Below are 12,591 nucleotides of genomic sequence, written 5' to 3' on the forward strand. Positions count from 1 at the left end.
GTGGATCAGGGGTATTCCTTTTTCTGACGGGGTGCCTCCACCCGGGAGACGAGTCGCCGGCTCAGCCGGCCTGCAGCACCTCGACCAGGTGGGGCATCAGGGCCCTGAAGGCCTGCCCGCGGTGGCTGATGGCGTTCTTCTCGCCATCATCCAGCTCTGCACAGCTCCGGTCCTCACCGACGGGTTGCAGGATCGGGTCGTAGCCGAAGCCTCCCTCCCCGCGTGGCACTTCCAAGACGGTGCCCTCCAAGCGGCCCAGTTCCACCGTTTCGCTCCCGTCGGGCAAGGCCAGGGCGGCGGCGCAGATAAAGGCGCCACCGCGGTGCTCGGCGGGAACATCCGAGAGCTGGGCCAGCAGAAGCGCCAGATTCGCTGCATCGTCACCATGGCTTCCAGCCCAGCGGGCCGAGAAGATGCCGGGCGCCCCACCCAGGACGTCCACCGACAGGCCCGAATCATCGGCGATGGCCGGCAACCCGGTGGCCTCGGCAACGGCGTGGGCCTTGAGCAGGGCGTTGGCCTCGAAGGTCACCCCGGTTTCACGGACATCCGGGGCGTCCACGGCACCGGCATCGACCACCTGAGTGTCCACGTCGAGTCCGGGGACCTGCCCGCGCAGCAACTCACGGAGTTCACGCAGCTTGCCCTGGTTATGGGTGGCCAGGACCAGCCGGGGGGACGGCGCCGTCACTGCTCGAGGGTTTCGCGCTGGATGACGGCCAGCTCGGCGGTCCCCGACAGGGCCAGGTCGAGCAGCGCGTCGAGTTCATCACGTTTGAACGGTGCGCCTTCGGCGGTGCCCTGAACCTCCACGAAGTCGCCGGAGCCGGTGACCACGACATTCATATCGGTTTCGGCCCGCACGTCTTCCTCATAGGGAAGGTCGAGCATCGGGGTGCCATCGATGATGCCCACGGAAATCGCCGACACACTGTCGGTGAGCACATTGGCCTTGGCGGCGATGAGCTTCTGGCCGCGGGCCCAGGTGATGGCGTCGGCCAGGGCAACGTAGGCTCCGGTGATCGCCGCGGTGCGGGTTCCGCCGTCGGCCTGGAGCACGTCGCAGTCCAACACGATCGTGTTCTCGCCCAGGGCCTTGGTGTCGATGACCGAACGCAGCGAACGGCCGATCAGCCGAGAAATCTCATGGGTGCGCCCACCGATCTTGCCCTTGACCGATTCACGGCCGTTGCGGGTGTTAGTCGCCCGGGGCAGCATCGCGTATTCGCCGGTGACCCAACCAGTGCCTTCGCCCTTGAGCCAGCGCGGGACGCCCGAGGTGAAGGAGGCGGTGCACAGCACCTTGGTGTTGCCGAACTCGATCAGGGCCGAACCTTCGGCTTGGAGGGACCAGCCGCGGGTGATGGTGACCTTCCGCAGATCGGCGGTTCCGCGCCCGTCGGCGCGCTGGATGGTGGAAGTATTGGAGCCTGTAGTCATGGTCCCCAGTCTAATGGTGCCGACCGGGGCCCGTGTCAGGGGTTCAGGGGCGGAAGGGGTCCCGCGGGGCGGGCCTGTCCTTCGGTTCCCCGAGCCGGTCCCCCGACCAGACCCCATAGGTGACCCCGGAAACGGCAATGGCCAAACCGCCGTCGTACGTGGTCTTGGCCTCGTCGACGACGGTGTTCACATCGGTCCACACCGGGATATGGGTGAGCAGGAGGCGTTTGGCCCCGGCGGCAGTCGCCATTTCTCCGGCCCGTTTGCCGGTGAGGTGTACCCCGTCGATCCCGTCGTCCCGCCCTTCTTCGAAGGCCGCCTCACAGAGGAACATATCCGCATCATGGGCTGCCTCCACCAGGCCGTCGCAGGAGTCGGTATCCCCGGAATAGGCCAGCACCGAGGTCCGGGTCGTCCCGTCCTGCAGCGGTTCGGTCGCCTCGACACGGATGGCATAGGCTTCCTCGACCGGGTGGCGGACCGGAACCGCCGAGACGGTGAAGGGGCCGAGCTTGACCTCTTGGCGGGGCACCCAGTGGTTGAAGTCGAAGTCCTCGTGCATGCCCGGGTCCAGTTCCAGTCCGTAGGCGGTGGCCATCCGGTCGGCGGTGGCCTCGGGGCCCCAGACGGTGATCCGATCCCGGTTCCAGCCGTTCGGGTTCCAATGCACTGCCACATGGAGTCCGCAAAGATCCATACAGTGATCGGGGTGCAGATGGGACAGGAAGATCGCGTCAATATCTTCCAAATCCATATAGCGCTGCAGCACGCCCAAGGCGCCGCTGCCCAAATCCAGCAGGATCCGCCAGATGCGTTCGCCGTCGAACGCGGTGACCAGATAGCAGGAGGCCGGGGAGCCCGGGCCGGGGAAGGAGCCGCTGCAGCCGATGATGGTCATTTTCATGGCTGCTCCCCCACGGTGATTCGTTCGGGTACGACGCCGGCGTCGACCGCATGCACTTGCGGGATCTCCCCGGTGGGGTGGACGGTTCCGCCATGGCTCATATGCTGCACGGATTGGACTTCGGGGCCCAGGAACCTGCGGGCCAGCACCTCGAAGTAGCCGGAGTCGCCGGTGGACATGAAGTCATGTGCCCCGTTCTGGCCGGCTTCGCTGGAGAGCCCGTGGCGCATCAGGGCTGCGTAGACATCCTTGGCGGTTTCTTCGGCACTGGAAACCAGGGTGACGCTGTCGCCCATCACGTAGGAGATCACACCGGTCAGCAGCGGATAGTGGGTGCAGCCCAACACCAGGGTGTCCACGCCGGCATCCTTCAGGGGGGCCAGATACTGTTCGGCGGTGCGCAGGAGTTCGGAGCCTGCGGTGACCCCGCTTTCGACGAATTCGACGAAGCGCGGGCAGGCCGCTGCGGTGATCTCCAGTTGCGGGGCCGCGGCGAAGGCGTCTTCGTAGGCGCGGGATCCGATGGTTGCTTCGGTCCCGATGACGCCGATGCGGCCATTGCGGGTCGCGGCGACGGCGCGGCGGACCGCGGGCTGGATGACCTCGACCACGGGGATCCCGTAGCGGGCCGTATAGCGTTCGCGGGCGTCACGCAGCACTGCCGCCGAGGCTGAGTTGCACGCAATGACCAGCAGTTTCACCCCGGCGTCGACCAGTTCGTCCATGACGCCTAGGGCGTTGGCCCGCACCTGGGCGATGGGCAGCGGCCCGTAGGGGCTGTTGGCCGTATCCCCGACGTAGAGCGTGGATTCATGGGGCAGCTGGTCGATGATGGCGCGGGACACGGTCAGGCCGCCGACGCCGGAGTCAAAGATCCCCAACGGTGCGGAGCGGTCACGGGCCGCCCGGCGATCCTGCGAGGCATCGCCGGGGGGCTGCGCGGAGGCGTGGCTGTTCATGATCTACCGACCATACTGCCTGCGTCGGCGACGTGGGAGTAATAAAACGCTGATGTAGCCCACGTCACAAAGAACCGAGCAGTGCCTGCATCAACGTTTCCTGCAGCCAGGTGACGAAGTTATAGACCAGAGCCAGATACTCGTCCACGTCGTCGACCTTGGCGGCGTCGTTCACCGAGGAGATCCGTTCGGCGTCCTCCTCGGAGCGCAGATCCAGCCGTTCGGCCAGCACCAGGCGAACATCGTTCAGGGCCTGGGCGAACTGGTTGGCCGCCGCAGCATCAAAAACCAGGGTGCCCGATTCCATCGCCAACGCGGCGGCTTTCAGCGCGCCGACCTTCCGTTCACGCAGCGCCGTCTCGGTCAGCCGCCGGTATTCCAGCGAGGCGTCCTGGTCCCCTTGCACCGCATCGGGCAATAACCGCAGCTCGGCGGGGTCCGTGGGGGCTGCGAAATCTGCGGCATGGGTGCGTGGATCCATCCCTACCATCGCCCACAGCGGATCGGGTTCCTGCCCGCCAGTAGCGCCGTCGTCCGCTGGAGCCAAGAGGGTGGCGACGTCTTCGAACAGACCCCTCAGCAGCTCGCGTTCGGTGGAATCCAGCCGGGCAGTGAAGCCGCGGGGCGTGGACTTGAAGGCACGAGCCACCGGTTCAGCCCTGGTCCGCGCGTTGGAAGGTCGCCCACAGCCCGTAGCCGTGCATCGCCGCAACGTCGGCTTCGATTTGTTCCAGGGCGCCGGTGGAGACGACCGAGCGCCCCTGCTGATGGACTTCGAGCATCAGTTGATCGGCTGTGGCCTCGGAGTAGCCGAAGTGGCTGCGGAACACATAGCTGACGTAACTCATCAGGTTCACGGGGTCGTTCCAAACCAGCAGGACGTACGGGGTATCGAGTTCCTGCTGCTCGGACGTCTCACTGCGTGGCAGGACGTCGGTGGGTGCGGTCAAGACAGGCATACCCTCCATTCTACGACGTCAGGGCCGCGGCAGCCGATAGAGTGTGGGTGGGATCGCGGCAGCGCGGTCCTGAATCGAACGATCCGAGGAGTCCTCCGACCGATGTGGCAGCAGCCGACCTCGCTCTTCACCGACCACTATGAGCTCACGATGCTCCAGGCGTCCCTGCACTCGGGGGCCGCGCACCGTCGCTCCGTGTTCGAGGCCTTCGCCCGCCGGCTCCCCGAAGGCCGCCGCTATGGCGTGGTCGCCGGGACGGGACGCATTCTCGAGGGGCTGGAACATTTTCGGTTCGGTACCGAGCAACTGGATTTCCTCTCCGATCGCGGGGTCGTCGATGACACGACGCTGCAATACCTCAGCGAGTTCCGGTTCAGTGGGGACATCTACGGGTATGCCGAGGGCGACCTCTACTTCCCCAACTCCCCCCTGCTGACCGTCGAGTCGACTTTTGCCGAGGCGTGCGTCCTGGAGACCTACATCCTCTCGGTCCTCAACCATGATTCGGCGATCGCCTCGGCCGCCTCCCGCATGATGGCCGCCGCCGGGGACCGCCCGTGCATTGAAATGGGTTCACGCCGAACCCAGGAGCATTCGGCGGTCGCCGCGGCCCGCGCCGCGGTGATCGCCGGCTTCCACAGCACCTCCAATCTGGAGGCCGGGCTGCACTACGGGGTCCCCACCGTGGGCACCGCAGCCCATTCCTTCACCCTGCTGCACGATTCCGAGCGCGCTGCCTTCGAGGCCCAGGTCGCGTCCATGGGGGCCGGGACCTCACTGCTGGTGGACACCTACGACGTCGAACAGGGGGTCAGGACCGCAGTGGAGGTGGCAGGGCCCGAACTCGGTACCGTCCGACTGGACTCCGGCGATCTGGTCGAACAGGCCCGCTGGGTGCGCCGCCTGCTCGACGATCTCGGCAACCACAACACCCGCATCATGGTCACCTCGGATCTGGACGAATACGCCATCGCCGCCCTGGCTTCGGCCCCCGTGGACGCCTACGGGGTCGGCACGGCCTTGGTCACCGGGTCCGGGGCGCCGACGGCCTCGATGGTCTACAAGCTGGTGTCACGACAGAACGACGACGGCGATTTCGTCGATGTGGCCAAGGCAGCCAAGAACAAGGTCAGCGTCGGCGGACGCAAATATGCGCTACGCCGGCTCAACGAACGTGGCCGGGCCACCGCAGAGGTCGTGGGCATCGGGGAGCCGCCGGTTTCCGACGGGAACGACCGCGAACTGCTGGTGCCGCTGGTGACCGATGGGGTGGTCGCCGCGGAATATACCGGCGCCAAGGGCCTGCGGCGCGCCACCCAACGTCATCGCGACAGCGTCAAGGAAATGCCAGGACTTTCCAAACGCCTGCAGCGCGGTGAACCAGTGATCCCCACCGAATTCGTGGATCATCTATAGGTACCCGACCACCGGGTGCCCAAGAAGGAGAGCAAGAGATGGAAACGGCCCTGATCATCGTCGACGTGCAGAACGACTTCTGTGAAGGTGGTTCGCTCGGGGTGACCGGAGGTGGCGCCACCGCTGCCGCCATTACCTCCTACCTCAGTGATAACGGCTGGAAGTATGCTGCCGTCCTCGCCACCCAGGACTGGCATATCGATCCGGGGACCCACTTTTCCGCCGAGCCGGACTATATCGACTCCTGGCCCGTGCACTGCGTGGCCGGCACCCACGGGGCCGAACTCCATGCCGGGCTCGCCCCGATCCTGAAGGCCGGCGCCTTGACCGCCACGTTCCGCAAGGGACGTTATGAGGCCGCCTACTCCGGTTTCGAATCCACCCTGGTGGACCCCAACGATCCGGCGGCGACCTCCGAGGAAGCCGACGTCGAATCCCTGGATAGCACCCCTGGCGAATCACTCGGGGAATGGCTGAGCTCGCGACACATCCACAAGGTGGACATCGTGGGTATTGCCACCGACTTCTGTGTGCGGGAAACCGCTCTGGACGCGGTCCGGGCACGGTTCGACACCACGATCCTGGCTCGGCTGACTGCAGCCGTCCACCAGGTCACGGTGCCCACCGTGCTCGGTGAGCTGGCCCGTGCCGGCGTCACGATCGACCGGGACTCCTAGTCGCTGTCACCGTTTTCGCGAGTGGGACTACCTGAGCATTCTCGCTTCAACGATGCGCGGTGTTCCCGGGTCGGTCTGTTCGGTGCCATCAAAGGCGAAACCGTTGCGTTGATAGAAGGCGATGGCCCGGGGGTTCCCTTGCTCAACCCAGAGCATCGCCGGTGTCTCGGCGAGAACCCCGTTGAAAAGGTCCTGTCCGACGCCGGTTCCGTGGCCGCTGTGGAGCACATACAGGCAGAACAGCTGACGCTCTCGCGGCGCCATCCCGTTGGCTGTAGCCACGCTCGGGCCGGAGAATGCGAAGCCGAGGGGTTCACCGTCCTGCTCGGCCAGGCGGATTGAGAAGTCGTCCCGGTCCTCCCCCAGGATCTGCTCCCACATGCCCCGACGCTTGCCCAGATGCTCCTCATTGAAGAACCCAGCGGGAAGCAGGTGGGCGTAGGTCTGTTGCCAGGTTGCCACATGCAATTCCGCCATCGCGGCGGCATCGGCGGAGGAGGGACGTCTGATCGTGTAGGCCATCGGGTCATGATGTCATGTCGAGAACAGAGCCGTGGATCGTTGCCGCCAGAGTGGTTCAGAGTCGTTGTTCGACCGCTTGTTCCAGGAGCCATTTCTCGGTATCGGGCCACGCGATCTGCAGCTGGCTGTTGAGTCCTTCATGGTCGTATCCCTCGTATTGTTTCCAGGGCACGCCCCGCCGGGTCAGTCCTTCGGCGAGTTCCTGTGGGGCATGACCATTCCGACGGCATCCTGATCTTGGGAACCCCAGAAACTGAAGAGTGGACAGGATATTTGATCGACCAAGGTGTCCGGCGGCTCCAGGGCGAGGTCTCGATAGAATTCCGCACCTGCCAACAGGTGAAACCGTTCGTTATATCGTGCCCAGTTCTCTTGATCCTGCTCTCATTCCACCATCTGGGCGTTGACGTCTCGGGAGGTGATTCGGTAGTCACCTTGCAGGGGAAAGCCTCCTGAGGCAACTGCTGCCACCGAGCGGCGTTCGGCCAGTTGATCAGCCAGCCACGGCCCGAACGCACCCGTGAAGGAGTATCCGGAGACCACGTGTGGTTGCATTCCGGGGCCAGCAGCGGAGGCCCGGAACCCGCGAGGTGGAAAGCGATCTCGGCTCCGTCGATCTTCATGAACTCCATGACCCGGACGGTATTGGCCTTCCCCGTCTCCGCCAACGCCCGGAGGACCGCTGGGCGATAACATCGACCAGCTCGACGCATCCTCAACGTAGCGACGCATTAGACTCGCCGAATGCTCTCTGCTGAAATCCTTGAAGCCGCCACGGCCTGGACCTCACCGCGCATCGTCGACTGGTCTCCGCCCCTGCAGCGCAACCTCAGCGAATGGCTTGAACCCAGCATGGCCCTGGTGGGTGACGCAGCATGGGGAGCGCGGATCCGCGATCTGGTCCAGTTGCCCATTGACGATCCGCTCGAATGGGCCAATCGCCGCATCACCCTTCCCGGCGGAGACTGGGCGATCGCCGGCATCCGCTTCAGGGACCGCGACATCAGCAAGCCGTTCGTCGACATCATCGCCACCTCGCTCGCACCGGAACCATCGCAGCGGGCAGTACTGACCGACGTGCTTCCGCACTTTGCCGGCTTCTCGCCGCTCTGCCTTCGAATCCACTGCCCCGATCCCCAGCAGACCCTCTCCGAGTTGGCACGGTCCGGCGCCTATGGCGGACACGCGACCACTGACTTGTTCGTTGTCGCCGGACTGTTGGAAACCCTTAAACGGCGCGCAATGCCGAGCACCTCCGAGAGCGTCGAGCTTCGCCCCGGCGCTCCTGAAGCAGTGGCCGACCGTGTGGCCGCGATATACGACGAGCTGGAACATTCGCGCCCCGGTATCAGGTCCTGGGCGCGCCCGGCCGACGTCGACCTTCTGTCCAGCGCAGCCGAAGAAAATCTGCTGTTCGAGGTATGTACCGATTCCGAATCGATCGGTGTCGTCGCCGCTGCTCGCGAGGACGCCTACGGCATGTCGGGATACAGCGTCCAAGAGCTGTGCATCGACGCGGAACACCGGGGGCGGCAACTGGGCATCGCGGTGCTGCTCCAACTCTGCGGCAGGTTGCCGATCACCTCGGTTGGCGACGTGCTTTGGGGCCACATCCACCCCGAAAACAAGCCGTCTCTGCGCAACTCCATCTCCATGGGCCGACAGGTCGTCGGCGGACATCTTTGGCTGACCCCTGCCGGCTATCCCGGGATGCCGGCATGAGCTTCGAGCCGAAAGTGGAACCCTCGCCCCCTGCCCCGGTGATCCACCGTGCAACCGACGACGACATCGGCTCACTCGTGGGGCTTCGGGCAGCCATGTTCGCAACCATGGGCCACGAGGCCGATCCGGAAGCTCTATGGCTCGACGAGGCGTCGAGATGGTTCTCCGAGCATCTGGGCGTGGATGCCTGTGCGTACATCGTCTATTCCTCGGGAACGGCCGTGGCGGCCGCCCTTGGCTATGTCCACACCACGCCACCGTCGCCTGCAAGCTGCGCAACGGTGACCGGGCATCTCTCCAATGTCGTCACCCTCGAGAGCCACCGCCGCCGCGGCTACGCTCGAGCCTGCGTCCAGGAACTCCTCGACTGGTTCCGCCACGAAACATCGGCGGCCAGGGTCGATCTGGCAGCCAGCGAGGAGGGTCTGGCGCTCTACGAATCCCTGGGGTGGGTGCGCCGACAGCAACCGACCATGCGTTTATCCCTCCACCGCGACTGAGCCCGCACTTCGACTCGCCAGAGGTCTGCGGACGTCAGGGAACGACGACGAACCGCTCCAGGACGACCAGCGTGTCGTCGCCGGGCTCGAATTCCGCTCCGAGCTCCGCCCGAATTTCGGCGGAAGTCCAGAATTCCATGTGTCCGGCCCGCCAATGGGCCACCGAGGTATAGCCTTCGCCTTCCGCCAGGGCATGGTCGAGGGGCACATCTGCCAGCCGCACGACGTCGACGCCTGTGGTCTGCAGCGCGAAGAGCCTTTCTCCGTCGGAGCCGACGACACAGCCAGTGTCGCCGACAGCCGGCAGCGCCTCATCCCCGACCTCGTATTCGCGCAACAAGGTGCTGGTTGAGGTTTTGGCGCCCGTTTCGATGGCAGCAATCAGGCTGTCACGTAGCGGCCCCGGGAACGCAAATTCAATGATCGGCAGTTTGTCATTCATCTCCACAGCTAACCAGAACCTCACTCCCCCCCCTATTCGACGATCCGTCCGGCCCCGGCCAACAGCGATGCGAGCTCCTCCAAGGCCTCCTCGCCCGTCAGATCCCGCGCCAGCAGTGGCAGTTCGGACATCGGTACCGTAGGGAGTTTCTGGCGGAGCACCTGCAGTGAAGTCTCCTCGAGTTCCCTGCGCTCCGTCAGGAAGGAACCGGCATCCGCGGGTGATCTGCGGTTGACCACCAGGGAAGCGACATCGATTCCTAGATCACGTAATTGCCTCACAATGTCCAGGGACTCTGCCACGGGCATTTTCTCGGCCAGACTCACGATCACGAAACCAGTGGCGGTCTCGTCGGTGATCGTTTCTCGCATGCGGGCGAATCGGTCACGGCGGGCAATCAGGTTCCGCCTCAGCTCCGAGTCTGCTTCCGCCTGAGGGTCTTCACCGCCGACGATTCCGCGAGCGGCAGCGGCGAATCGCTCGGATCTGGAGCGACTGGCGAGCAAGGATTCCGTCCATCCCGTCAACTTCTCCGGCAGGGTCAGCAGGTGCAGGGTATGCCCCGAGGGTGCCGTGTCGAAAAGAACCAGGTCATAGGCTGCGGCACCGTGATCGATCAGCTCGGCGATCCGCTCCAGGACTGCCGATTCGTGGGTGCCCGGCGCAGTCTTCGCGAGGTCGAGATGCTGTTGCGCGGAGCGGTGCAGCTGCTCGGGAAGAAGTTTCATCATCGTCGCGCTCACCGATGTGAAGTGACGCTCGATGGTGGCCTGCGGGTCGATTTCCACGGCATCGACATACCCGGCCGGTGCCGTAAACACCCGGGCAGCGGTATCCGAGAGCTGCAGGTCCCAGATATGTCCCAGGTTATGTGCCGGATCTGTGGAGACCAGTAGCACCCGTCCACCGCTGCGGGCGCGGGCCAGCGCCAGGGCCGATGCCACGGAGGTCTTACCGACACCACCCTTGCCCCCGACGAAGAGTACTTCGCGTTCACTAGCGAGTTTCAGCAACATCCAATATGGTCCAATGGCGATCGTGGGATCCCGACGCGGCGGTGCCAGGCATGGAAATTTTCCCACACGGCGGGCATGAGTTCTGCGGTGTAATAGGCGGCCGGGTCGGGTACCCCGAGGGCTTCACCCAAGACGGCGATCATGAACAGATCGTCCTCTTGTTGCTGCTCCCGTTTGAACATCTGGCGGTACGGTCCCACATAGAACTCGTACATCCCTTCCCGGAGAGCCGACCAGCGCCGGAAGAATCTCTCCCGGCGCCGGTTGGTCGATGCTGGTTCCATCGGGTTAGAGGTCTTCCCTCGTCGCCGCCATCTCAGCATCGGCGCCCTCGTGTTCGGGCACCATCGTCCTGGCGTTGCGCATGGCCAGGATCGCTTCGACGGCGACCCACACACTAGCCACGATGATGATGACGTCCAGCGCGAAGAGCATCCAGTCGGGGTTGGCCGGATCGGTGAAGCTACCCAGCTGTTCGATCGCGGCCCAGAAGGCCATGACGAAGATGATCACCAGCGGAATCAGTGCCGTGATGGGGTTGCGCCCCTTACGGATCAGAATGACCGCGATGATCGACAAACTGAGCGAGGCCATCAGCTGGTTCGTGGTGCCGAACAGTGGCCAGATGCGCAGTCCGCCTTCGCCTCCCAGACCCTGTGAGAACGTCAGTCCCAGACCGAGGACCACGACGATCAGGGTTGCCGGGATCTTGCCGATTTTCAGCTTGAATGCCTCACCTGCCTCTTGGACCACGAAGCGCAGTAGCCGCATTCCGGTATCCATGGTGGTCGCAGCGAAGAGCACGGCCATGGTCGCCAACACCGTGGCACTGAGCGAAGCAGGAAGGCCGATGCCGTTCTGCATCAGCGTTGCGCCCCCTTCGACGAAGGCGTTGACCCCTGCCGCACCGAACTCGCTGTAGATCTCGTTCCATTCGGCAACGGACTTGAAGCCACCGATGACCGCGAGGATCGTACCCAGTGAGAGCAGCCCCTCACCGACGGCACCGAAATACCCGACGAAACGGGCGTCCGTTTCCTTATCGAGCTGCTTCGAGGTCGTCCCGGAGGCGACCATGCCGTGGAAGCCCGAGATGGCGCCACAGGCGATGGTGACGAACAGCAACGGAATCATGCTCGGCGTTCCGTCGGGAACGTTCATGTTGATGGCTGGCGCCACAATGTCCGGGGGTGATGCGGAGAATAGCGTGGCAAGCAGGACCGAGCCGAACAGGAGGATCAAACCGACAAAGAGCTGGACGCCATTGATGTAGTCGCGCGGCTGCAGCAGAACCCATACCGGCAGCAGTGAAGCGATCGCCCCGTACACAAAGAGCGCCAGGATCCAGAAGGTGGCCGGGGACATGCCGAGCATGGATTCGGGAAGAACCACTGGCATCTTGTCCCCCACCACGATCAGTGCGTACAGGACGACGACACCGACGACGGTGACGGGCAGCAGCGGCCAGCGCAGCCGGTAGACGGCCACGCCCACCAGCAGGGCAACGACGATGGCGCCCCAGACGGGGATGACAGCTCCCGGCGTGCTGATGAGCAGGTTCTTGATGACGACGGCGAAGGCCGCGATCACCATCAGCAGCACCAGGAAGATGACCACGAGGAACAGATTGGCTCCACGTTTGCCAATGTAGCGGGCGGATAAAGCCCCGATGGACCGTCCCTTATTGCGCGTCGAAGCCCATAGGGTGCCGAAATCGTGCATTCCCGCGAAGAAGACGGTGCCCAGAGTGACCCAGAGCAAGGCGGGAAGCCAGCCCCAAATCACAGCAATCGCTGGCCCGACGATGGGTGCGGCACCGGCGACCGAGGTGAAGTGGTGGCCCCACAGAATGAACTTATTGGTGGGCATGTAGTCCACGCCGTCTTTGAGTTCATGGGCGGGCGTCACGAAACTGCTGTCGAGTTTATAGACCCTCTGCGCGAGGAACTTGGAGTAGACCAGATAGCCGGCCGCCATGACGGCCAAACCAATGATCATGAGTATCAGGGAACCCATGAAGTTCTCCCCTCCTTG

15 protein-coding genes are annotated in these 12,591 nt (G+C 64.4%); 4 read left to right on the forward strand and 11 right to left on the reverse strand.

Annotation, left to right across the window (positions count from 1 at the left end; translation table 11 throughout):
- Positions 1 to 61: 61 nt before the first annotated feature.
- The 6 genes from rdgB to clpS all read right to left on the reverse strand — a co-directional run bounded on the left by rdgB (position 62) and on the right by clpS (position 4,262).
- On the reverse strand, positions 62 to 691 hold the full coding sequence (gene rdgB, locus AC3ZI9_RS09600; RefSeq protein WP_443384085.1) for an RdgB/HAM1 family non-canonical purine NTP pyrophosphatase: 630 nt from the start codon (positions 689 to 691) through the stop codon (positions 62 to 64).
- Positions 688 to 1,440, reverse strand: a complete 753-nt coding sequence (gene rph, locus AC3ZI9_RS09605; protein ID WP_086998408.1) for a ribonuclease PH — start codon at positions 1,438 to 1,440, stop codon at positions 688 to 690. Before rph ends, rdgB begins: the two co-directional genes overlap by 4 nt.
- Before the next feature lie 43 nt (positions 1,441 to 1,483).
- Complete coding sequence (locus AC3ZI9_RS09610; protein WP_489923556.1) at positions 1,484 to 2,344, reverse strand: MBL fold metallo-hydrolase; 861 nt, start codon at positions 2,342 to 2,344, stop codon at positions 1,484 to 1,486.
- A complete protein-coding gene (gene murI, locus AC3ZI9_RS09615) occupies positions 2,341 to 3,303 on the reverse strand; it encodes a glutamate racemase (protein ID WP_443384084.1) in 963 nt (320 codons plus the stop codon). The genes AC3ZI9_RS09610 and murI overlap by 4 nt, the downstream gene beginning before the upstream one ends.
- Before the next feature lie 64 nt (positions 3,304 to 3,367).
- Positions 3,368 to 3,952: a DUF2017 domain-containing protein gene (locus AC3ZI9_RS09620; RefSeq protein WP_443347346.1), complete on the reverse strand. Its 585-nt coding sequence runs from the start codon at positions 3,950 to 3,952 to the stop codon at positions 3,368 to 3,370.
- Positions 3,953 to 3,956: 4 nt separating this feature from the next.
- Entirely contained in the window at positions 3,957 to 4,262 is a 306-nt protein-coding gene (gene clpS, locus AC3ZI9_RS09625; protein WP_086998398.1) for an ATP-dependent Clp protease adapter ClpS, read from the reverse strand.
- A gap of 102 nt (positions 4,263 to 4,364) precedes the next feature.
- Between clpS and AC3ZI9_RS09630 the strand changes: the two genes are divergently transcribed.
- Positions 4,365 to 5,678, forward strand: a complete 1,314-nt coding sequence (locus AC3ZI9_RS09630) for a nicotinate phosphoribosyltransferase (protein WP_443347348.1) — start codon at positions 4,365 to 4,367, stop codon at positions 5,676 to 5,678.
- A 38-nt stretch (positions 5,679 to 5,716) separates the two neighbouring features.
- Positions 5,717 to 6,355, forward strand: a complete 639-nt coding sequence (locus AC3ZI9_RS09635; RefSeq protein WP_443384083.1) for an isochorismatase family protein — start codon at positions 5,717 to 5,719, stop codon at positions 6,353 to 6,355.
- 27 nt (positions 6,356 to 6,382) lie between these two features.
- On the opposite strand, the gene AC3ZI9_RS09640 is transcribed toward AC3ZI9_RS09635, so the two are convergent.
- Positions 6,383 to 6,877, reverse strand: a complete 495-nt coding sequence (locus tag AC3ZI9_RS09640; protein ID WP_443384082.1) for a GNAT family N-acetyltransferase — start codon at positions 6,875 to 6,877, stop codon at positions 6,383 to 6,385.
- 744 nt (positions 6,878 to 7,621) lie between these two features.
- Between AC3ZI9_RS09640 and AC3ZI9_RS09645 the strand changes: the two genes are divergently transcribed.
- Together AC3ZI9_RS09645 and AC3ZI9_RS09650 are read left to right on the forward strand one after the other, a co-directional pair.
- On the forward strand, positions 7,622 to 8,599 hold the full coding sequence (locus tag AC3ZI9_RS09645) for a hypothetical protein (protein ID WP_443384081.1): 978 nt from the start codon (positions 7,622 to 7,624) through the stop codon (positions 8,597 to 8,599).
- Complete coding sequence (locus AC3ZI9_RS09650; protein WP_443384080.1) at positions 8,596 to 9,099, forward strand: GNAT family N-acetyltransferase; 504 nt, start codon at positions 8,596 to 8,598, stop codon at positions 9,097 to 9,099. The genes AC3ZI9_RS09645 and AC3ZI9_RS09650 overlap by 4 nt, the downstream gene beginning before the upstream one ends.
- A gap of 34 nt (positions 9,100 to 9,133) precedes the next feature.
- On the opposite strand, the gene AC3ZI9_RS09655 is transcribed toward AC3ZI9_RS09650, so the two are convergent.
- The 4 genes from AC3ZI9_RS09655 to AC3ZI9_RS09670 all read right to left on the reverse strand — a co-directional run bounded on the left by AC3ZI9_RS09655 (position 9,134) and on the right by AC3ZI9_RS09670 (position 12,573).
- Positions 9,134 to 9,541, reverse strand: coding sequence for an ASCH domain-containing protein (locus AC3ZI9_RS09655; protein WP_443384089.1), 408 nt, complete (start codon positions 9,539 to 9,541; stop codon positions 9,134 to 9,136).
- Positions 9,542 to 9,573: 32 nt separating this feature from the next.
- Positions 9,574 to 10,557 (reverse strand): ArsA family ATPase, encoded by a 984-nt coding sequence (locus AC3ZI9_RS09660; protein WP_443384079.1) that lies wholly within the window; start codon positions 10,555 to 10,557, stop codon positions 9,574 to 9,576.
- Entirely contained in the window at positions 10,548 to 10,772 is a 225-nt protein-coding gene (locus AC3ZI9_RS09665; RefSeq protein WP_086998377.1) for a cory-CC-star protein, read from the reverse strand. Before AC3ZI9_RS09665 ends, AC3ZI9_RS09660 begins: the two co-directional genes overlap by 10 nt.
- Before the next feature lie 73 nt (positions 10,773 to 10,845).
- Positions 10,846 to 12,573 (reverse strand): carbon starvation CstA family protein, encoded by a 1,728-nt coding sequence (locus AC3ZI9_RS09670; RefSeq protein WP_443347359.1) that lies wholly within the window; start codon positions 12,571 to 12,573, stop codon positions 10,846 to 10,848.
- Between the last annotated feature and the right edge of the window lie 18 nt (positions 12,574 to 12,591).

It is taken from the genome of Arthrobacter sp. AOP36-F1-5, assembly GCF_058137995.1.

Coding starts and splice junctions, on each gene's coding strand:
- AC3ZI9_RS09610 (WP_489923556.1), bottom strand. CDS start 2,344: ATGAAAATGACCATCATCGGCTGCAGCGGCTCCTTCCCCGGCCCGGGC.
- rph (WP_086998408.1), bottom strand. CDS start 1,440: ATGACTACAGGCTCCAATACTTCCACCATCCAGCGCGCCGACGGGCGC.
- AC3ZI9_RS09650 (WP_443384080.1), top strand. CDS start 8,596: ATGAGCTTCGAGCCGAAAGTGGAACCCTCGCCCCCTGCCCCGGTGATC.
- AC3ZI9_RS09630 (WP_443347348.1), top strand. CDS start 4,365: ATGTGGCAGCAGCCGACCTCGCTCTTCACCGACCACTATGAGCTCACG.
- AC3ZI9_RS09665 (WP_086998377.1), bottom strand. CDS start 10,772: ATGTACGAGTTCTATGTGGGACCGTACCGCCAGATGTTCAAACGGGAG.
- murI (WP_443384084.1), bottom strand. CDS start 3,303: ATGAACAGCCACGCCTCCGCGCAGCCCCCCGGCGATGCCTCGCAGGAT.
- AC3ZI9_RS09640 (WP_443384082.1), bottom strand. CDS start 6,877: ATGGCCTACACGATCAGACGTCCCTCCTCCGCCGATGCCGCCGCGATG.
- AC3ZI9_RS09670 (WP_443347359.1), bottom strand. CDS start 12,573: ATGGGTTCCCTGATACTCATGATCATTGGTTTGGCCGTCATGGCGGCC.
- AC3ZI9_RS09635 (WP_443384083.1), top strand. CDS start 5,717: ATGGAAACGGCCCTGATCATCGTCGACGTGCAGAACGACTTCTGTGAA.
- AC3ZI9_RS09655 (WP_443384089.1), bottom strand. CDS start 9,541: ATGAATGACAAACTGCCGATCATTGAATTTGCGTTCCCGGGGCCGCTA.
- AC3ZI9_RS09660 (WP_443384079.1), bottom strand. CDS start 10,557: ATGTTGCTGAAACTCGCTAGTGAACGCGAAGTACTCTTCGTCGGGGGC.
- clpS (WP_086998398.1), bottom strand. CDS start 4,262: ATGCCTGTCTTGACCGCACCCACCGACGTCCTGCCACGCAGTGAGACG.
- AC3ZI9_RS09645 (WP_443384081.1), top strand. CDS start 7,622: ATGCTCTCTGCTGAAATCCTTGAAGCCGCCACGGCCTGGACCTCACCG.